At 72.7% G+C, this 20,967-nt stretch carries 14 protein-coding genes; 9 read left to right on the top strand and 5 right to left on the bottom strand.

From position 1 onward, the window contains the following. Positions 1-55 precede the first annotated feature (55 nt). From pulA to ACFRAR_RS33195, 3 genes are all read left to right on the top strand, one after another. Entirely contained in the window at positions 56-5,617 is a 5,562-nt protein-coding gene (gene pulA, locus ACFRAR_RS33205; RefSeq protein WP_380703074.1) for a pullulanase-type alpha-1,6-glucosidase, read from the top strand. A gap of 596 nt (positions 5,618-6,213) precedes the next feature. Then, a complete protein-coding gene (locus ACFRAR_RS33200; protein WP_380703072.1) occupies positions 6,214-8,544 on the top strand; it encodes a M4 family metallopeptidase in 2,331 nt (776 codons plus the stop codon). 268 nt (positions 8,545-8,812) lie between these two features. After that, a complete protein-coding gene (locus ACFRAR_RS33195) occupies positions 8,813-10,549 on the top strand; it encodes a carbohydrate-binding module family 20 domain-containing protein (protein ID WP_380703070.1) in 1,737 nt (578 codons plus the stop codon). Between the two features lie 174 nt (positions 10,550-10,723). Here ACFRAR_RS33195 and ACFRAR_RS33190 read toward each other — a convergent pair whose 3' ends face one another. Next, entirely contained in the window at positions 10,724-11,467 is a 744-nt protein-coding gene (locus ACFRAR_RS33190; protein WP_380703068.1) for an SDR family oxidoreductase, read from the bottom strand. 389 nt (positions 11,468-11,856) lie between these two features. Between ACFRAR_RS33190 and ACFRAR_RS33185 the strand changes: the two genes are divergently transcribed. Together ACFRAR_RS33185 and ACFRAR_RS33180 are read left to right on the top strand one after the other, a co-directional pair. Continuing rightward, positions 11,857-12,909: an alpha/beta hydrolase gene (locus tag ACFRAR_RS33185; RefSeq protein ID WP_380703066.1), complete on the top strand. Its 1,053-nt coding sequence runs from the start codon at positions 11,857-11,859 to the stop codon at positions 12,907-12,909. Positions 12,910-13,200: 291 nt separating this feature from the next. Then, positions 13,201-14,022, top strand: coding sequence for a hemerythrin domain-containing protein (locus ACFRAR_RS33180; protein WP_380703064.1), 822 nt, complete (start codon positions 13,201-13,203; stop codon positions 14,020-14,022). Between the two features lie 155 nt (positions 14,023-14,177). Here the strand turns inward: ACFRAR_RS33180 and ACFRAR_RS33175 are convergent, their stop codons facing one another. Further along, a complete protein-coding gene (locus tag ACFRAR_RS33175) occupies positions 14,178-14,771 on the bottom strand; it encodes a DUF6891 domain-containing protein (RefSeq protein WP_380703062.1) in 594 nt (197 codons plus the stop codon). A 70-nt stretch (positions 14,772-14,841) separates the two neighbouring features. On the opposite strand from ACFRAR_RS33175, the gene ACFRAR_RS33170 reads away from it, so the two are divergent. Further along, complete coding sequence (locus ACFRAR_RS33170) at positions 14,842-15,804, top strand: DUF1152 domain-containing protein (protein WP_380703060.1); 963 nt, start codon at positions 14,842-14,844, stop codon at positions 15,802-15,804. Positions 15,805-15,912: 108 nt separating this feature from the next. On the opposite strand, the gene ACFRAR_RS33165 is transcribed toward ACFRAR_RS33170, so the two are convergent. Both ACFRAR_RS33165 and ACFRAR_RS33160 read right to left on the bottom strand, forming a co-directional pair. Further along, a complete protein-coding gene (locus tag ACFRAR_RS33165; protein ID WP_380703058.1) occupies positions 15,913-16,476 on the bottom strand; it encodes an FHA domain-containing protein in 564 nt (187 codons plus the stop codon). A gap of 215 nt (positions 16,477-16,691) precedes the next feature. Continuing rightward, entirely contained in the window at positions 16,692-17,240 is a 549-nt protein-coding gene (locus tag ACFRAR_RS33160) for a DUF1697 domain-containing protein (protein ID WP_380703056.1), read from the bottom strand. A gap of 150 nt (positions 17,241-17,390) precedes the next feature. Between ACFRAR_RS33160 and ACFRAR_RS33155 the strand changes: the two genes are divergently transcribed. Further along, on the top strand, positions 17,391-17,861 hold the full coding sequence (locus ACFRAR_RS33155; protein ID WP_380703054.1) for a pyridoxamine 5'-phosphate oxidase family protein: 471 nt from the start codon (positions 17,391-17,393) through the stop codon (positions 17,859-17,861). A gap of 18 nt (positions 17,862-17,879) precedes the next feature. Here ACFRAR_RS33155 and ACFRAR_RS33150 read toward each other — a convergent pair whose 3' ends face one another. Continuing rightward, a complete protein-coding gene (locus ACFRAR_RS33150) occupies positions 17,880-18,236 on the bottom strand; it encodes an arsenate reductase family protein (protein ID WP_380703052.1) in 357 nt (118 codons plus the stop codon). 163 nt (positions 18,237-18,399) lie between these two features. On the opposite strand from ACFRAR_RS33150, the gene ACFRAR_RS33145 reads away from it, so the two are divergent. Both ACFRAR_RS33145 and ACFRAR_RS33140 read left to right on the top strand, forming a co-directional pair. Beyond that, complete coding sequence (locus ACFRAR_RS33145; protein ID WP_380703050.1) at positions 18,400-19,620, top strand: cytochrome P450; 1,221 nt, start codon at positions 18,400-18,402, stop codon at positions 19,618-19,620. A 191-nt stretch (positions 19,621-19,811) separates the two neighbouring features. Then, positions 19,812-20,912 (top strand): PP2C family protein-serine/threonine phosphatase, encoded by a 1,101-nt coding sequence (locus tag ACFRAR_RS33140; RefSeq protein WP_380703048.1) that lies wholly within the window; start codon positions 19,812-19,814, stop codon positions 20,910-20,912. The last annotated feature ends 55 nt before the right edge of the window (positions 20,913-20,967 follow it).

Below are 20,967 nucleotides of genomic sequence, written 5' to 3'. Positions count from 1 at the left end.
CAGGCCGCTAGCTTCCTGGGAAATCGATCGCCCCTTCCCCTAAGGGAGCCCCTCAGTGGCCGACGCCCCGCTCCGTCCCCGACGGAGCACCGCCAGACGATCCCCAGGCCGCCGCAGACCGCCGGGTCGCACGGCCGTCCTGCTGGCCGCCGCGCTCACCGCCGCCACCCTCGGCAGCGCCCCCGCGGCCCTCGCCGCCGCCCCGCCGGCCCCGCCCTCGGACGCCGCGCTGGCGGCCACCGCCGGGCGGCACGACCTCACCCGCGAGCAGTTCTACTTCGTCCTGCCCGACCGCTTCGCCAACGGCGACACCGGCAACGACACCGGAGGCATCACCGGCGGACGGCTGGAGAACGGCTTCGACCCCGCCGACAAGGGCTTCTACCACGGCGGCGACCTGGCCGGACTGATCAAGCGGCTCGACTACATCCAGGACCTGGGCACCACCGCGATCTGGATGGCGCCGATCTTCAGGAACAAGCCGGTGCAGGGCAGCGGGGCCGACGCCTCGGCCGGCTACCACGGCTACTGGATCACCGACTTCACCCAGGTCGACCCGCACTTCGGCACCAACGACCAGCTCAAGGAGCTGATCGCCAAGGCCCACGCCCGGGGCATCAAGGTCTTCTTCGACGTCATCACCAACCACACCGCCGACGTCATCGACTACGCCGAGCAGCAGTACGGCTACCGCTCGGTCGGCGCCTACCCGACGCTCGACGCGGACGGGAACCCGGTGGACGAGACCGCCGTCGCCGACGCGGGCACCCCCTGGCCGAAGACCACCAAGGATTCCTTCCCCTACACCCCGGTCTTCCGCACCCCGGCCGACGCGAAGGCCAAGAGCCCGGAGTGGCTCAACGACCCCGCGCTGTACCACAACCGGGGCGACTCGACCTTCGTCGGCGAGTCCGCCACCGAGGGCGACTTCAGCGGCCTGGACGACCTCGACACCCAGAACCCCAAGGTGGTGAAGGGCTTCGAGAAGGTCTACCAGCAGTGGGTCAGGGACACCGGCGTGGACGGCTTCCGGATCGACACCGTCAAGCACGTCAACATGGCGTTCTGGCAGCAGTGGGCGCCCGCGCTCAAGGACTTCGCCGCCAAGCAGGGCAACAAGAAGTTCTTCATGTTCGGCGAGGTCTACTCCGGCGACCCGGCGGTCACCTCCCCGTACGTCACCAAGGGCAGGCTCCAGGCCACCCTGGACTTCCCGTTCCAGGGCGCCGCCCGCTCCTACGTCTCGCAGGGCGGCTCGGCGAAGAACCTCGCCGACGTCTACGCCCAGGACTACCGCTACACCGGCGCCGACACCGACGCGTACGAGCTGCCGACCTTCCTCGGCAACCACGACATGGGGCGCTTCGGCTCCTTCCTGCTCGCCGACAACCCGGGCGCCGACGACGCCACCCTGGTGAAGAAGGACCGGCTGGCCAACGAGCTCCAGTTCCTCACCCGCGGCCAGCCCGTCGTCTACTACGGCGACGAACAGGGCTTCACCGGCGCGGGCGGCGACAAGGACGCCCGGCAGGACCTGTTCGCCTCGAAGACGGCCTCCTACAACAGTGACCGGGTGCTCGGCGGCCCCTCCGGCCCGGCCGACCGGTACGGGCAGGGCGGCGAGCTCTACCAGGGCATCGCCGGGCTGGCCAAGCTGCGCCGGGACAACCCGGCGCTGGCCGACGGCGCCCAGATCGAGCGGTACGCGGCCGACGGCGCGGGCGTGTACGCCGTCTCCCGGATCGACGCGGCCCAGCAGGTCGAGTACCTGGTGGCGGTCAACAACGCCACCGAGGCGAAGACCGTCACGCTGGACACCTTCTCGGCGGGGATGGGCTTCGACCGGATCCACCCGTCCGCGGGGGAGCGGCTCACCAGCGGCGCCGACCGCAAGGCGACGGTCACCGTGCCGCCGCTCTCCTCCGTGGTGTTCAAGGCCGGCGGCAGGCTCGCCCCGGTCGCGGCCGCGCCGCGGCTCTCGGTGCGGCCGCCCGCGGACGGCTCCACCGGGCTGGTCACCGTCGACGCGCACGTCGACGGCGGCGGCTTCGACCGCGTCGGTTTCGCGGCCCAGATCGGCAACGGACCCTGGCAGACGCTGGGGACGGCCGACACCGGGGCATCCGGCTCCGACGGCCGAAGGCGCTTCGCGGTGACGCAGGACCTCGCCGCCGTCGCCCCCGGCACGGTCGTCCGCTACAAGGCCGTGGTGCAGGACTCCAGCGGCCACCTGCGTTCCGCCACCGCGAGCTTCACCACCGGCACCCCGGCCCCCAAGCCGGCGCCCACCGCGGGCTCCCGCCCGTACGCCGTCGTCCACTACAACCGGCCGGACAGCGACTACGACGGCTGGAACCTCTACGCCTGGGGCGACCTCGCCGACGGCGAGGGCACCCAGTGGCCGGCCGGTCACGCCTTCACCGGGCGGGACGCCTACGGCGCCTTCGCGTACGTGCGGCTCAAGCCCGGCGCCTCGGACGTCGGGTTCGTCGTGGAGAAGGACGGCGTCAAGGACGTCGACGCCGACCGGCACCTGGACGTCGGCGGCACCGGCGAGGTGTGGCTCAAGCAGGGCGACCCCGCGGTGCGCACCGCGAATCCGGGACCGCCGAACACCCAGCCGGCGAACACCGCCGTCATCCACTACAACCGGGCCGACGGCGACTACGACGGCTGGGGCCTGCACGACTGGACCGGCGCCGCCACCCCCACCGACTGGGGCAAGCCGCTGATGCCGGTGCGCCGCGACGCCTTCGGCGCCGTCTTCGAGGTGCCGCTGGCGCCCGGCGCGACCAGCCTCAGCTACATCCTGCACAAGGGCAACGACAAGGACCTGCCCGCCGACCAGTCCCTGGACCTCGCCGTGAACGGCAGGGAGGTCTGGGTGCTCGGCGGCCGCGAGGGCTACCTGCTGCCGCAGAACCCCGCCGCCTCCTCGCAGGTGGACCTCGCCGGCGCCAAGGCCCAGTGGATCGACGCCGGGACCGTCGTCGTCCCGGCGAACTACGGCGCGGGCGACGAGGCCCTGGCCGGCGGCACCAGCGCCCAGCTGGTGTACGACCCCGAGGGCGGCATCCGCGCCGACCGGGGCGCGCTGACCAAGCCCGGCAGGTGGCTGCGGCTCACCCCGGTCAAGGGCGGGCCGACCCCGGCGCAGCGGGCCAAGTACCCGCACCTGGCCGGGTACCGGGCCTTCACCGTGGACCCGAGGGACACCGCCCGCGTCCCGGCCGCGCTGCGCGGCCAGCTGCTGTTCACCGAACACCTGCCCAGCGGCGCGGTGTCGGCCGCCACCGGGGTCCAGATCCCGGGCGTGCTCGACGACCTGTACGCCGGGAAGACCGGGAAGGTCGACTTCGGACCGGCGTACTACAACGGCAAGGTGGCGCTGTCGCTCTGGGCGCCGACCGCGCGGGAGGTCTCCGTCCAGGTCTTCGACAGCGCCACCGGGGGCACCCCGAAGACGCTGCCGCTGAAGCGGGACGACGAGACCGGGGTGTGGGAAGTCGTCCGCGACAAGCGGGAGTTGGACGGCAAGTACTACCTTTACCAGGTGAAGGTCTGGGCCCCCTCGACCCAGCAGCCGGTGGTCAACACCGTCACCGACCCGTACTCGGTGGCGCTCTCCACCGACTCCGGGCGGAGCCTGGTCGCGGACCTGGACGCCAAGGAGCTCAAGCCCGGGGGCTGGGACGACCACGCCCGGCCGCAGGCCGTCCCGCCCGCGCGGCAGCAGATCCAGGAGCTGCACGTCCGGGACTTCTCGGTCGAGGACTCCACCGTCCCGGCCGCCGAGCGCGGCACCTACCTGGCGTTCACCGAGTCCGACTCGGCCGGGATGCGGCACCTGCGGGAGCTGGCCGCGGCCGGGGTGACCACGGTGCACCTGCTGCCGACCTTCGACATCGCCACCATCCGGGAGAACCGGGCGGACCAGAAGCTGCCCGCCTGCGACCTCGGGTCGCTCGCCCCGAACGGCCCGAAGCAGCAGGAGTGCGTGGCGGCCGTGGCCGCCGACGACGCGTACAACTGGGGCTACGACCCGCTGCACTACAACGTGCCGGAGGGTTCCTACGCCACCGATCCCCAAGGCACGGCCCGGACGGTGCAGTTCCGGCGGATGGTGCAGGCGATGCACGCGGCCGGGCTGCGGGTGGTGCTGGACGTGGTCTACAACCACACCGCCGCCGGCGGCCAGGCCGAGCACTCGGTGCTGGACCGGGTGGTGCCCGGCTACTACCAGCGGCTGGACGCCGACGGCAAGGTGACGACGGACAGTTGCTGCGCCGACACGGCACCCGAGCACGCCATGATGAACCGGCTGGTGGTCGACTCGGTGACGCTGTGGGCCCGGGAGTACAAGGTCGACGGCTTCCGCTTCGACCTGATGGGCCTGGACCCGAAGTCCACCATGCTGGACGTGCAGGCCGCGCTGCGGAAGATGACGCCGGCCTCGGACGGCGTGGACGGCAAGAACGTCTTCCTGTACGGCGAGGGCTGGAACTTCGGCGTGGTCGCCGACAACGCCCGCTTCGAGCAGGCCACCCAGGTCAACATGGCCGGCACCGGCATCGCCACCTTCGACGACCGGATCCGGGACGCCGCCCGCGGCGGCAACTTCATGCTGAACTCCGCCCCGCAGCAGGGCTTCGCCTCGGGTCTGTACACCGACCCGAACGGCTCGCCCGCCAACGGCACCCCGGAGGAGCAGAAGGCGCGGCTGCTGCACCAGATGGACCAGGTGAAGGTCGGGCTGACCGGCAACCTGGCCGGCTACTCCTTCAACGACAGCTCCGGAAAGCCCGTCACCGGCGCCCAGGTCGACTACAACGGCGCCCCGACCGGGTACGCGGCCAAGCCGGGCGAGGCGGTGGAGTACGTGGACGCCCACGACAACACCGACCTCTTCGACGCGCTCGCGTACAAGCTGCCGACCGGCACCGCGCCCGCCGACCGGGCCCGGATGCAGGCGTTCGGGCTCTCGCTGACCGCGCTCACCCAGGGCGCGGGCTTCGCCCAGGCCGGCAGCGACCTGCTGCGCTCCAAGTCGCTCGACTCCAACTCCTACGACTCGGGGGACTGGTTCAACGCGATCCACTGGCCCGATCCGTCGACGGGGGCTGTCGAGGGCAACGGCTGGGGTCGCGGCCTGCCGCCGGCCAAGGACAACCAGGAGCTGTGGCCGACCGCGCAGTCCCTGCTCGGCGATCCGGCGCTGACGGTCGGCGCGGTGGACATCCGGGCGGCCTCGGCGCAGTACCAGGAGTTCCTGCGGATCAAGCGGTCCTCGCCGCTGTTCTCGCTGCCGACCCTGGCGGCCGTCCAGCAGCGGCTCTCCTACCCGCTCTCCGGCACCGCCGGTGAGACCCCCGGAGTGATCACCCTGCACCTGGACGGCACCGGGCTGGCGGGGGCGGAGAAGGGCGTCACGGTGGTCTTCAACGCCACGCCCACGGCGCAGGCGCAGACCGTGTCCGGGCTGAAGGGCACCGGCCAGGCGCTGCACCCCGTCCAGGCGGGCGGCGCGGACCAGGTGGTGAAGCGCTCCGGCTTCGACGCCGCGACCGGCACCTTCACCGTGCCGGGCCGCACCGTGGCGGTGTTCGTCCAGCACTGACGCTCCGTCCAGCGCCGACGCTCCGTCCAACACCGGTACGTGTACCGGGACGACGCTCCGGGCTCCGTACCACGATCCGGTGGGACGGAGCCCGGTCCGTTCCGGTTCCGATCCGGACGCACAATGGCCGGAAAGCTCCGGTGGCACGGCCGGAACTGTGATGTGTCGGCTCTGCCGGGCGCCGCCGGCCGCCCGGAGGTGCGGGCGGCGGCCCTGAGTGCTGGTCACCGACCGCCGGTAGTGATCGAACTTTGCACCCGGCCATGAAAACCGTGTTCACGAGTTCGCAGTCGGGTAACACAACTGACATGCCGTCGTGCATACGGTTTCGGTAATGAATCGGCCAATCCGTGGCATGCATCTGTCATCAACGGCTGGTTTGCTGCCACGATTCCCCCGGCTGTAGACGAGGGGGCCCCACCCCCCGGTGCGGCCGGTCCAGTTCAGGTGCAGCGCGTCCCGACCCTGCAACGAGTTGTGAGCACCGCATCCGCACTCCCGTCGTACCCGGCGGGGGCCCCCACTGCGCCGCGACCCCGCGGCCCAGGTTTTCTCTCCACCGGCGCGACCCGGCGCCGGTCGGAAAAGGAGTCCGCATGTCCCGTTACGCTCACGCCCGGAAGGCGGCGGTCGTCCTGGCCGCCTCCACCGCGCTGCTGGTCACCGGCATACCGGTGATCGCCCAGGCGGCCACGCCGGACGCGCCGACCGCCGTCGCCGCCCAGCAGGCGACCCGTGCCCAGCTGATCTCCACCGCGAACCAGCAGACCACCGCCCTCGCCCAGAGCCTCGGGCTGGGCGGCGAGGAGAAGCTGGTCACCAAGGACGTCTTCCAGGACGCGGACGGCACCCGTCACCTGCGGTACGAGCGCACCCTCAACGGACTGCCGGTCCTGGGCGGGGACCTGGTGGTGCACCAGGCGCCCACCGGTGCCACCAAGGGCGTCGACCGGGCCAGCACCGCCTCCCTGAACGGCGTGAGCACCACGCCGAAGCTGGCCGCGCCGGCCGCCCAGTCGGCCGCGCTCGCCGCCGGGTCGGGCGCCGCGGTCGACACCGCGCCGCGCCTGGTGGTCTGGGCCTCGGACAACAACCCGCGGCTCGCCTGGGAGACCGTCGTCTCCTCCACCAAGTCCGACGGCACCCCGAGCAAGATGCACGTGGTCACCGACGCCACCAGCGGCCAGGTCATCCAGCAGTGGGACGGCATCGAGACCGGCTCCGGCAAGGGCGTCTTCGTCGGCAACGTCACCATCGGCACCACCCAGTCCGGCTCGTCCTACCAGCTGAAGGACGGCACCCGCGGTGGGATGTACACCACCAACCTGAACCACGGGACCTCGGGCGCGGGCACGCTGTACAGCAAGTCGACCGACACCTGGGGTGACGGCACCGTCAGCAACGGCGAGTCCGCCGCGGTCGACGCCCACTTCGGCGTCGCGGCCACCTGGGACTACTACAAGAACACCTTCGGCCGCAACGGCATCCGCAACGACGGTGTCGGTGCCTACAGCCGCGTCCACTACGGCAACAACTACGTGAACGCGTTCTGGGACGACTCCTGCTTCTGCATGACGTACGGCGACGGCAGCAACAACACCGCGCCGCTCACCGAGCTGGACGTCGCGGGCCACGAGATGAGCCACGGCGTCACCGCGGCCACCGCCAACCTGACCTACTCCGGCGAGTCCGGCGGCCTCAACGAGGCCACCTCGGACATCTTCGGCACCATGGTCGAGTTCTACGCCAACATCCCGACCGACAACCCCGATTACCTGATCGGTGAGTTGATCAACATCAACGGGAACGGCACCCCGCTGCGCTACATGGACCAGCCCTCCAAGGACGGCGCCTCGGCCGACTACTGGTCCTCGACCGTCGGCAACAAGGACGTCCACTACTCGTCCGGCGTCGCCAACCACTTCTTCTACCTGCTGGCCGAGGGCAGCGGCTCGAAGGTGATCAACGGCGTCAGCTACAACTCGCCGACCCAGGGCGGCATCACGGTCAGCGGCATCGGCCGGGACAAGGCCGCGGCCATCTGGTACCGCGCGCTGACCACCTACATGACCTCCAGCACCAACTACGCCGCGGCGCGCACCGCGACGGAGAAGGCGGCCACCGACCTGTACGGTGCCGGCAGCGCCGAGCTGACCGCGGTCAGCACCGCCTGGGCGGGCGTCAACGTCGGTACGGCGCCCTCGGGCGGCGTCACCGTCACCAACCCGGGCAACCAGTCCACCGCCGTCGGCGGCGCGGTCAACCTCCAGATCAACGCCACCGGTGGCACCGCCCCGCTGACCTACACCGCGACCGGCCTGCCCACCGGCCTGTCGATCTCCTCCTCCGGCGCGATCACCGGTACCGCCTCCACCGCGGGCACCTACAGCGTGACCGTCACGGCGAAGGACGCGGCCGGCAAGACCGGAGCGACCAGCTTCACCTGGACCGTCTCCACCGGCGGCGGCAGCTGCACCCCGGCGCAGCTGCTGGGCAACGCGGGCTTCGAGACCGGCTCCGCCGCCCCGTGGACGGCGTCCAGCGGCGTGGTGGACAGCAGCGCCTCGCAGCCGGCCCACGGCGGTTCGTGGAAGGCGTGGCTGGACGGCTACGGCTCCTCGCACAGCGACGGGCTGTCCCAGACGGTGACCATCCCGGCCGGCTGCAAGGCGACGCTGAGCTTCTGGCTGCACATCGACACGGCGGAGACGTCGACCACCACCGCCTACGACAAGCTGACCGTGGCGGTCAACGGCACCACCCTGAAGACCTACTCCAACCTGGACGCGGCGGCCGGCTACCAGCAGCGGACCTTCGACCTGTCGTCCTACGCGGGCCAGACGGTCACGGTGAGCTTCACCGGCACCGAGGACGTCTCGCTCCAGACCAGCTTCGTGATCGACGACACCTCGGTCCAGACCGGCTGAGCCCGGACCGGCCCCTGAGGGACCGGTGAACCAGGACAGGTGAGGGGCCCGGCAGCCACGGCTGCCGGGCCCTTGTCGTGTCCCTCGGCGCATCCCGTGGCGATGGGTGATGCAGAAACGTATCTCCTGAGGCGTGAGCAAAGTCTTGACGGCCCCTCCGGGCGCCTCTAGGTTCAGCGCTGCAAGTTTCCGGCAAGTTGCAGAAACTTCATGCAGTCTTCTTCGCCCCCTCCGGCTGCCCCACCCCCAGCCACCCTCAGGAGACGACGTGGTCACCACCGCCCCCGCCCGCCGGCCCGCCCGCGCGGCCGGCGCGCTCGCCGCCTCCGCGGCGCTCGCGCTCTCGCTCGCCACCTCCCTCGGCGCCCCCGCCGCGCAGGCCGCCCCGCCCGCCAACGGCGGCAAGGACGTCACCGCCACCCTCTTCGAGTGGCGCTTCGACTCCGTCGCCCAGGCCTGCACCTCCACCCTCGGCCCCAAGGGCTACGGCTTCGTCGAGGTCTCGCCACCGCAGGAGCACATCCAGGGCGCGCAGTGGTGGACCTCGTACCAGCCGGTCAGCTACCAGATCGCCGGGCGGCTCGGCGACCGCACCTCCTTCAGGAACATGGTCGCCACCTGCCACGCGGCCGGGGTCAAGGTCATCGCCGACGCGGTGGTCAACCACATGTCGGCGGGCTCCGGCACCGGCACCGGCGGTACCGCGTACACCAAGTACAACTACCCCGGCACCTACCAGAACCAGGACTTCCACTCCTGCCGCCAGGCGATCAGCAACTACCAGGACCGCGGCAACGTCCAGAACTGCGAACTGGTCGACCTCGCCGACCTGGACACCGGCAGCGCGTACGTCCAGACCACCATCGCGCACTACCTGGACGACCTGTCCTCGCTCGGCGTCGACGGCTACCGGATCGACGCCGCCAAGCACATCGCCGCCACCGACCTCGCCGCGATCAAGGCCAAGACGGCCAACCCCAAGGCCTACTGGGTGCAGGAGGTCATCTACGGCGCCGGCGAGCCGATCCAGCCCACCGAGTACACCGGCACCGGCGACGTGGACGAGTTCCGGGTCGGCACCGACCTGAAGCGGATGTTCACCAGCGACAAGCTCGCCAACCTCAGTGGCTGGGGCGCCTCCTGGGGCTACCTGCCGAGCGGCCAGGCGCGCACCTTCCTCGACAACTGGGACACCGAGCGCAACGGCTCCACCCTCAACTACACCTACGGCAACACCTACACGCTGGCCAACGTCTTCCTGCTGGCCTCGCCGTACGGCTCCCCCAACATCCACTCCGGCTACTCCTTCACCAACAAGGACGACGGCCCGCCGAACGGCGGCACCGTCAAGGCCTGCTACCAGGACGGGTGGAACTGCACCCACGCCTGGCGGCAGGTCGCCAACATGGTCGGCTTCCGCAACGCGGTCGCGGGCACCGGTGTGACGGACTGGTGGTCCAACGGCGGCAACGCGATCGCCTTCGGCCGCGGTAACAAGGGGTACGTCGCGATCAACCACGAGAGCGGCGCGATCACCCGGAGCTTCCAGACCGGACTGCCGGCCGGCACCTACTGCGACGTCCAGCACGGCGACCCGCAGGCGGGCGGCGGCTGCACCGGCCCGACGTACCAGGTGGGCGCCAACGGGCAGTTCACCGCGACGGTCGGCGCGGGCGACGCGGTCGCGCTGTACGTCCCGTCCGGCACGAGCGTCTCCGGCGCCTCGTTCAACGTCAACGCCACCACCACCGCCGGGCAGAACCTCTACGTGGTCGGCGACGTCGCGGCGCTCGGCGGCTGGGACCCGGCCAAGGCGCTGCCGCTGTCCTCGGCCGGCTACCCGGTCTGGTCGCTGGCGCTGTCGCTGCCGGGCGGCACGTCCTTCCAGTACAAGTACGTCCGCAAGGACGCCGGCGGCGCGGTGACCTGGGAGTCCGGGGCCAACCGCACGGCCACGGTGACCTCGGGCGGGGTGGTCACGCTGAACGACACCTGGCGGCCGTAGGCGGCAGGGTTCGGTCGGGCCCGGTCGTGTCCGGCGGTGTCCGGCCGTGTCCGGCGGTGTCCGGCGGTGTCCGGCGGTGTCCGGCCGTGTCCGGCCGGGCTCGGCCCATGGATTCCCGGGGGACCCCGGTCGGCGGCGGTCGACCGGGGCCCCCGGGTGCTGGTGGCCGGGCGGCTACCCCCGGCCGACGTACGGCATGGCCGTCGCCATCACGGTGGCGAACTGCACGTTGGCCTCCAGCGGCAGCCCGGCCATGTGCCGCACGGTGCGCGCCACGTCGGCCACGTCCATGGTCGGCTCGGGGACGATCCGGCCGTCCGCCTGCCGGGCGCCCGCGCCGATCGCCGCCGTCAGGTCGGTCGCCGCGTTGCCGATGTCGATCTGCCCGCAGGCGATCCGGTACGGGCGGCCGTCCAGGGAGAGCGACTTGGTCAGACCGGTGACGGCGTGCTTGGTCGCGGTGTAGGCGATGGAGTGCGGGCGCGGGACGTGCGCGGAGATCGAGCCGTTGTTGATGATCCGGCCGCCCTGCGGGTCCTGGGCCTTCATCTGCCGGAACGCGGCCCGGGCGCAGAGGAAGGCGCCGGTCAGGTTGAGGTCGACCACGGCCCGCCAGTCCTCGACCGCCAGCTCCTCCACCGGGACGGCCGGGCCGAAGGCGCCGGCGTTGTTGAACAGCAGGTCCACCCGGCCGTGGCGCTCGGCGACCGCGGCGAACAGCGCGTCCACCGCGGCCGGGTCGGTGACGTCGGTCGGCACCGCGTCGGCCGGGGCGGCGCAGCGCCGGGCGGTCTCGTGCAGCGGCCCGGGCCGCCGGCCGGCCAGCACCGTCCGCCACCCGGCCGCGGCCAGTTCCACCGCCACGGCCCGGCCGACGCCGCTCCCGGCCCCGGTGACGACGGCGATCCGCTGGTTCATGGCACCCTCCTCGATGACTGTTCCGGTCGCACCCGGAGTGATCGTCGCGGACCGGCGGGCCGTCGTCACTGGTCAAAGCATCCAAAATCCGGACGGTCCGACGGACGCCCGCCGGTGGCCCCCGCCGACCGGCCCCCGCCGAACGGCGGGATCGGGTGAAGGCTTTTACCTGATCGCGAACAAACATTGGATTTCCGGTGGCCGCCGCGCAACCGGCCCGCCCCGGTCCACGTCATAAGATCGCAGGAACGCGCGCCCCCCGCGAGGGCGGCACGCCATCATTCCCGGGGGACGCGCCAGCGCTGTGCCCCTGGGCCTGTCCGGCCCCACCGGGGGGCCGCCGCCCGGTCAGACGGACCGGGTGCGTCATCGGTCGGAGAGTCCTCACCGTGCTTAGGCAGTCGTCCCGTTCCCGTGCCGTCCTGTCCGGCGCCGCCGTGCTCGCCCTGGCCGCCTCGCTCGCGGCCTGCGGGAGTTCCGGCGGTGGGAAGGGGGACCACGTGGCCGCGAACACCCCGGCCGGGAGCAGCAGCTCCGCGGGCAGTCCGAGCGCCACCGGCGCCACCCCGTCCGCGACCGGCACGACCCCGGCCGCCGGCGGCAAGGTGCTGATGCCCGCCGGACCCGCCGCCAACCTGTCCAAGTCCCGGGACACCACCGCCGGACCGATCATGATGACCACCGTCACCGGGGCGAAGTCCGGCGTCGCCGGCAAGGTCTGGGTCTGGCTGCCGCCCGAGTACAACGACCCCAAGTTCGCCAAGACCGGCTTCCCGGTGCTCACCCTCTTCGCGGGCGGCCAGAGCAACGGCTACAACACCTGGACCGACAACCAGCTGCCGATCCAGGAGGAGAACGAGAAGCTGGTCAAGGAGGGCAAGTCCCACCCGTTCATCATGATCATGCCGGTGCAGAACTTCAACAGCGACGAGAAGAACGCGCTGGACTGCTCCGACATCCCGGGCCAGCCGAAGATGGCGACCTGGATGGCCGAGGACCTCCCCGACTTCGTCCGCGCCAACTTCCGCACCGTGAAGGGCCGGGACGGCTGGGGCGTGATGGGCGCCTCCACCGGCGGCTTCTGCAGCGCCAAGCTCGCCCTCCAGTACCCGCAGGTCTACAAGGCGGCCGTCCCGATCGACGGCTACTTCATACCGGACTCGCTGCTGTGGAAGGGCCACGACGCCGAGAAGGCGGCCAACAACCCCGACCTGCTGGTCGCCCAGGGCAAGGCCGACGTGAGCATGCTGGTCACCGCGGGCGGCGCCAACCCGTACGAGACCAAGGTGGTCAAGAGCTGGGTGGAGAAGGCGGTGCCGCCGGTGAGCCTGGAGTACCACGAGCAGGCCGGCGGCAAGCACCTGACCTCGGACTTCAAGAAGATGATCCCGGACACCCTGGTGTGGCTCACCGCCCACCTGGCGGGGCCGGCCGCCGACTGAGGCACCCGGACCCGCACCCGAACCGTCGGTGCCGGAAGGCGTTCAACGCTCCCGGCACCGGCGGTTCCGGCTTTCCGGGGCGGGCGCCGGGGGGCTTCGACGGTCCCCGTGCGGGCGCCGAGGGCCGTCGACGGCCCCCGGCGCCCGCCCGTCGACCGACTGTCCGCAGGCCCGTGACCTGCGCGTCAATCGGACATTGATTCGCTTCTGATCGACTGCGAGCACCTTGGCTGGGGCGGTCCTCGACCGGCCGCCGCCACCCGCCGTGCCCCAAGCCGTGAAGAGAGTGCCATGCCCATCCACCTGGTGTCCCTGTCCGCCCCCACCGTGTCCGTCCAGGGCCAGCCCGGAGCCGACTCCCAGAGCACGGACGCGTACGGGCGGGCCGTGGCCGAGGAGCCGGCCACCCTGCGGTTCGCCGGGCTGCGCCTGGTGCACGCCGCGATGCGCCGGGACCTCGCCCGACTGCCCACCGCACTGCGGCTGCTCCAGCCCGGCGAGGACCACAAGGGCGAGGCGCTGCTGCGGCACTGGAACTTCATGACCGCGATGCTCACCTGCCACCACGAGCAGCAGGACACCCGGCTCTGGCCGATCGTGCGCCGCTTCGCGCCCGAGCTGCGGCTGCTGCTCAACTGGCTGGAGGACGACCACCACAACCTGGACCACTCCTTCACCCGGGTCACCACCCTGGTGCGGATCGCCAGCCGGGACGCCGGCAGTGCCTGGCCGGTCGCGTACGCGATGGAGGACCTGGCGGCCCGACTGGAGACCCACCTGCGGATCGAGGAGCGGCAGCTGCTGCCCCGGATGGAGCGGGTGATCACGGACGGCTCCCGGCTCGGCGGGCTGGGCGAGCTGCTGGACCTGCTGCGCCTGGCCGACGGCCCGGGCCTGCCGGACGCGCTGGCCTGGCTGCTGGAGGGCGTGGAGCCCGGCACGGTCGAGCGGCTGCTGGCCGAGTGCGACGACGACGTCGCCCGCAACTGGCCGCACTGGCACACGACCTACCAGCGCTGCACCTCGTCGCTGTGGGGGCCGGGGGACGGTTCGGGCGGCGCCGCCGGTGCCGCCGGTGCCGGCTTCGGCGGCCTGGGGGCCATCGCCGACTGACTCCGGGGTGCTCTCCCGGTGCTCTCCCGGTGTTCTCCCGGTGCTTTCGGGGCGCTCTCGGGCGCTTTCGCGGGCTGGTGATCCGCGCGCGCGGCACGAGCCTCCGGCGCATGCCGTCCGGCCTCGGTCCCCGTCGGCTCCGGCCGGGACCGCCGTCAGTGCGGCAGGCGGTTGAGCCACTCCAGCGGGGCGACCCGGATCGCCGTGTGCGGCGAACCGTCCCACTCCGCCGGAAGCCCGACCGCGGCCAACGCGGCGACCACGGCCCTCCCGACCTCCACCGTCCGGCGCTCCGACACCTCCGCGGCCTCCTCCCCGGCCCGGAACCCGCCGTAGCGCAGCATCAGTCCACGCCCGGCCGCCGCCGCCTCGGTGTCCTGCTGGTGGAAGAAGACGAAGCCGACCGAACCCTCCCCGGCCTCGCCGCCGATCTCCGCGTAGCCGCAGCCCGTGCAGCAGGTGAAGTCCATCGCCGCGACGACGCCCTGGTCCTCCAACGCGTCGAAGGCGTCCGCCAGCCGGTCCACGTCGGTGGTCTCCGGCCACGCCTCCTGTTCGGCCAGCCGTTCGGTCCACAGCGGAGCGACGATCCGCTCCGCCTCCTCCTCGGTGAGTCCCCGGCCGTCGAGGACCTCGACCAGGGACTCGGCTATCTCGTCCGGCTCCTGGAAGCCGCACCGGATCAGCTCGCGGGCCAGTTCCCGGGCTTCGCGCAGCATGTCGGGGGTGAGAGCCGTCTCCTCGGTCATGCCGGGATCCTCGCACCCGCCACCGACAAACCCCGGGCCGCCGGTGCCACCGTCCTGCTACCGTCCGCCGGTGACTTCTCTGCTGCAACCACCGCTGATCACCCGGCTGCTGGCCGCCGATCGCGTCCTGATCGCCGGTGCCGGCGGTGGGTTCGACGTGTACGCCGGGCTGCCGATCGCCCTCGCCCTGCGGGCCGCGGGCAAGGAGGTGCACCTGGCCAACCTCTCCTTCACCCACCTCTACGGCCTGCCCTCCGAGGTCTGGGCGGAGCCCGACGTGGCCCGGATCGGACCGGACACCGCCGCCCCCGAGGGCTACTTCCCGGAGCGCACCCTGGCCCGCTGGCTGCACCGGCACCGGATGCCCGACACCGTCTGGGCCTTCCCGACGGTCGGCGTGCAGCCGCTGCGCGAGGCCTACCGTACGCTGGTCGCCCGCCTGGGCGTGGACGCGATCCTGCTGGTGGACGGCGGCACCGACATCCTGATGCGCGGCGACGAGGCCGGACTCGGCACGCCGGAGGAGGACATGGCGAGCCTGGCGGCGGTGGCCGGCCTGTCCGAGGTGCCCGAGCGGCTGGTCGCCTGCCTCGGGTTCGGCATCGACGCCTACCACGGCGTCAACCACTCGCTGGTGCTGGAGAACCTGGCCGCGATCGACCGGGCCGGCGGCTACCTCGGCGCCTTCTCCATCCCGAGCGACAGCCGGGAGGGCGTGCTCTACCTGGACGCCGTCGAGCACGCCCGGGCCGCCTTCCCGGAGCACCCCAGCATCGTCAACGGCTCGGTGGCGGCGGCGCTGCGCGGCCGGTTCGGCGACGTCCGCTTCACCGACCGGACCAAGGGCGAGAAGCTCTTCGTCAATCCGCTGATGACGCTCTACTTCGGCGTCACGGTCGAGGCGCTGGCCGCCGAGAACCGGTACCTGGACCGGCTGGAACGCACGGTGATGACCCGTCAGATCGCCACCGTCATCGCGGAGTTCCAGGACGAGCTGCCCCGGCAGCGGCCGCCCCGGCAGTTCCCGCACTGACCGGGGAGAGGCGGGTCCGGCCGTCTCGGGCACGGGTTTCCCGCGGCCGGTTCCCCTGAAGCCGGTTCTCCCGAGGCCGGTTCTCCCGGGCCCGGATTCCGGGCCGGGTCAGAGCGCGGCGAGCCGGAACTCCAGGTTCCCGAAGCGCACCTGGTCGCCCGGCCGGACCCGTACGCCGCCCGCTATCCGGCGCCCGTTGACATGGGTGCCGTTGGTCGATCCGAGGTCGTACAGCACCCAGCCGTCCCCCTCGTGCCGCAGCTGGGCGTGGTTCCGGGACACCGAGGCGTCGTGCAGCCGCAGCCCCGAGCCGGGGAGCCGGCCGATCGTCAACTGCCCGGCCCCGGCCTGCGGCAGGCTCAGTCCGGGCAGCCGCTCGGTGCGCCAGGCGCGGTTCAGCCGGCCGCCGAAGGCGGAGGCCCGACCGACCGTGCGCAGCACGAAGCGCTCGACCGGCCCGCCGGTCGGCAGCCCGGCCACCGCCGCGTCCAGCTCGCCGCGGCTGGTGGCCTGGAGGACGACGTCCATCCGGCCGAGGAAGGTGTCGTGCGAGAGCCGCCCGCTGCCCGCGCCGTCCCGCAGCATCCCGAGCGCCTGCTCCCGTTCGGCGTCGGAGGGCCGGACCGCGTCGGTCGGCCGGACCGCGCCGGTGGGCAGCTCAGGAGGCGTCATGGCCGAATTCTCGGCGCGGCCGACTCCGGCTGTCCAGGTCGCGCCGGGCGCGGGCGCGGGGTTCGTGCGTCACGGCAGTGCAGACGCCCCGCCCGGCCGGGCGGTTCCACGCGCCCCCGGCGGGTGCTCCGGCAGGTCCCGGATGGTGCTCCGGCGGGTCCCGGATGGTGCTCCGGCGGGTTCCTGGCGGTGTGTCCCGATGCGCTCACGAGTCGTCAGGCCTTGCGCGCGGCGGCCAGGATCTTCTCCGTGGTGTGCAGGAACCGGGAGGTGACCGCCCCCCGGTAGGCCTTGCCGAACATGTCCTTGGTGACCCACTTGCCGTCCCGGAGGTGGATCACGACGTACGCCGCCCCCGGGTCGGCGCCGAGCACCTCGACGTCCCCCTTCGGCGAGCGGTGGGGCAGGGCGAACCCGTCCGGCAGCGGCTCGGAGAGGAAGGCGACGACCAGCCGGACGTCCGGCGTCACCTCGATGCCCCGGAACGGCTCGGCGGCGAGCAGTTCGGCCACCTCGTCCACCGTCCGCAGCAGCACCGGCACCGGGTACCCGAGCGACCGCTCCAGGTGCTCCTCGATCCGCCCGGTCAGCGCCGCGCGGTCCGGCTCGTCGGTGGTGAAGAAGACGTTGCCGCTCTGGATGTAGGAGCGGACGTCCCCCAGCCCGAGCTCGGCGAAGAGAGCCCGCAGCCGTTCCATCCGCACCGTCCGGCCGGCGACGTTGACGGCCCGCAGGAAGGCGATGTACGTGGTCGTGGTGGTCACCCCGCCAGTCTCGCACCGAGCACCGAGCACCGGGCACCGAGCACCGGGCACCGGGCACCGGGCACCCGGCACCGACAGCGGCCCGGCGCCGATGCCGACCGCCGTGCCGCACGCCCGGCGGTTGTCGGTGCCGGGTGCCAGACTGGCGCCATGGCCACCTGGCAGGATTTCGAAGACGAGGCCCCCGACCTGGCGCCCCTGGTCCGGGCCCGGTTCGAGGCGAACAAGCACCACGTCCTGGCGACGCTGCGCAAGGACGGATCGCCGCGGGTGAGCGGCACGGAGGTCGACTTCGTCGGCGCCGACCTGTGGCTCGGATCGATGTACGGCGCGGTCAAGGCGCGTGACCTCCAGCGCGACGCCCGCTTCGCGCTGCACGCGCACCCGGGGGACGAGACCATGGCCGGCGGGGACTCCAAGGTCGCCGGCCGGGCGGTCGAGATCACCGACGAGACCGAACTCGCCGCCTTCGCCGCCGACCTGCCCGAGCCGCCGCCCACCCCGTTCCACGCCTTCCGGCTGGAGCTGGACCAGGTGGTGCACACCGCCCTGGAGGGCGACCACCTGCTCGTGTACAACTGGCACCCGGGCCGGCCGGTGGAGAAGATCCGGCTCCACTGACCGGCCCGGGCAACAGCCTTACGGCAGAACGGACTTGAGCGCCTCAGGAGTGCGGGCCACGACGGCGTGCCCGTCGTCCGCGGTGATGATCGGGCGCTGGATCAGGAGGGGGTGCTCGGCCATCGCCGCGATCCAGCGGCCGCGGTCACCCGGCTCCCGGGCCCAGTCCTTCATCCCCAGGTCCTTCGCCACCTGCTCGCCGGTGCGGGTGATGTCCCACGGCTCCAGGCCCAGGCGCTCCAGCACCCGCTCCAACTCGGCCGCGGTGGGCGGCTCCTCCAGGTAGCGCCGCACGGTGTACTCGACTCCGGCGCCGTCCAGCTCGCCGAGCGCGGTCCGGCACTTGCCGCACCGCGGGTTGATCCAGATCTCCATGCCGGCCACCCTACCGAGCCGCCCGCCACCACCCCGGGACCCAACGCCCCGGGACCCGCCGCGCCGGGACCCACCGCGCCGCCCGAGTCGGTCCGCGCGGGAACTCCACCGCGCCCACCGGCGGTTCACCCACCAGGAATCGTCATCTCAGGAGGGGCACCGGATGGACGGCGCGGCGATCATCGAGCAGCTGATGGGCAAGGAGGGGACGGCCGACCCGTACCCGCTGTACGCGAGGGCCCGGGCGCTGGGCCCGGTGGCCCCGGCCGGGCCGGGAATGTTCCTGGTGAGCGGCTACGCGGCGGTCAACAGGGTGCTGCGCACGCCCGCCTTCGGCGTCGCGACCGCCGACATGATGTCCGGCCTCGACGCCGCGTACGGCTCGCACTCCTCGCTCACCCTGCTCGGCCGCTCGATCCTCCAGCGCAACGCCCCCGACCAGCCCCGGGTCCGCTCGCTGATCGCCTCGGTGTTCACCGCCCGCCGGGTCGCCGCGCTGCGCCCGGCGGTGGAGGCGGCGGTCGACCGGCTGCTGGACGGCATGGCCGAACAGGGCGCCGACGGCTCCGCGGTGGACTTCATGGACGCCCTCGCCTTCCGGCTGCCGGTCGGGGTGATCTGCGAGCTGCTCGGCGTCCCCGACGAGGACCGCTACCGCTTCCGCGGCCTCGCCTCCGACCTGACCGTCGCCCTGGAGTTCATCCAGGACCCGGACGAGCTGACCGCCGGCGACAAGGCCGCCGACGAGCTGTCCCACTACTTCACCGAGCTGGCCGCCGAACGACTGGCCCGTCCGCAGGACGACCTGGTCAGCGACCTGGCCCGGATCGCCGCCGACGCGGACGACGAGCGGATCTCCGCCGAGGAACTGCTGGCCAACCTGGTCCTGCTGCTGGTGGCCGGCTTCGAGACCACCACCAACCTGCTCGGCAACGGCCTCGCCCTGCTGTTCCGCCACCCCGAGGCCGCCGCCGCCCTGCGCAGCGGCGCCGTCACCCCGGCCGGCTTCACCGACGAGGTGCTGCGCTTCGACTCCCCGGTCCAGCTCACCGGGCGGGTCGCGCTGGCGGAGGGCCTCGCCGTCGAGGACCTGCCCGTCCCGCTCGGCCACGGGCTGACCCTGCTGATCGGCGCGGCCAACCACGACCCGGCCCGGTACGAGCGCCCCGAACTGTTCGACCCGACCCGCACCGACAGCCAGCCGCTCAGCTTCGGCGGCGGCACCCACTTCTGCCTGGGCTCCCAGCTGGCCCGGCTGGAGGCCGAGGTCGCGATGCCCGCCCTGCTCGACCGCTTCCCCCGGCTCGCCCCCGGCGGCGTCCCCACCCGGCGCGACCGCCTGGTGCTGCGCGGCTTCGACACCCTGCCGGTGACCGTCCGCTGACGCCTCCATGACTGACGGTGCCCGGCCGGGCGCCGGCCAGCGGTTTCCGGGACCGGAATTGGCTCCTCCGGCCCCGGAGGCCGGGACGTTCGGCCATGCGTGGCCGGGCCGTCCATGGGAGAACATGGTGGGACTGAACCGGCCATTCCGGACCGATCACCCGGAACGGCCGCCTGCCAGGAGGTCCCACCGTGCCCACAGCACCCCGCCCGCCACGCCCCGCGGCGCTGGAGCCCACGGTGCCGCGGTGGGTCCCCTGGCTGCCGGTGATCCTGCTGGTGCTGGACCTGGTCGCCGAAGCCGTCGTCCCGGACGCCGTCGCCGCCGGATTCCTGCTGACCGCGCTGCCCGTGGTGACGGCGTTCAGCTACGGCCCGGCGGTGACCGCCGCCGCCACCGTCGGCTCCCTGGCGCTCCAGCTCGCCCTGGCGCTGCGCACCCACCACGTCAACGAGCAGCACCACATCTGGGTCTACATCGCGACCATGCTCTCCGGAATCATGGGCACCGCGCTGTCCTGGCAGCGCACCCGGCAGAACCGCAACCTGCTCCAGGCCCGGACGATCGCCGAGACCCTGCAGCGCACCGTCCTGCGCCCGGTGCCCGAACGGCCCGGCGGCCTGCGGGTGGCCGGCCTCTACCGCCCCGCCCAGGCCGACGTCCTGGTCGGCGGCGACCTCTACGAGGTGTGCGACACCCGCTTCGGCGTGCGGATGCTGCTCGGCGACGTCCGCGGCAAGGGCCTGGGCGCGGTCCGCACCGTCGCCGACGTCCTCGGCGCGTTCCGGGCGACCGCGCACGACACCCCCGGCCTCGTCGACCTCGCCGACCAGCTGGACCGCGCGGTGCTGCGCGACGCCGCCGAGCGCGGCGACGACGAACTGTTCGTCACCGCCATCCTCCTCCAGTACCAGCCGGGCTCGGACCGCGTGGAGATCGTCAACCGCGGCCACACCACCCCGCTGCTCCTCGGCGGCGGTAGCATCGCCCCGGTGTCCTGCGCCGACGAGCTCCCCCTCGGCCTCGGCCACCTCGGCCCCTCCGACGACCGCAGCAAGACGATCACCGTCGCCCTGCCCCCGGGCCACACCGTCCTGCTCTACACCGACGGCGTCAGCGAGGCCCGCGACGCCACCGGAGCCTTCTACCCCCTCGCCCCCCGCCTCGCCACCCTCGGCACCACCGCCCCCGACCGCGTCGTCTCCTTCCTCGCCCAGGACGTCCACGACTACGCCGGCCTCCTCGCCGACGACCTCGCCCTCCTCGCCCTCACCCCGGACGTCCCTCGCTAGGCCGGGAGATCGACCCTTCTCCCGAACCGCAAACGCCGGGCGGCCGGTCCGACGG

The sequence above is a fragment of the Kitasatospora sp. NPDC056651 genome (genome assembly GCF_042792155.1).
GTDB lineage: Bacteria > Actinomycetota > Actinomycetes > Streptomycetales > Streptomycetaceae > Kitasatospora.
The sequence above is the reverse complement of the archived record's forward strand: the minus strand, read 5'-3'. Positions and strand labels throughout refer to the sequence as shown.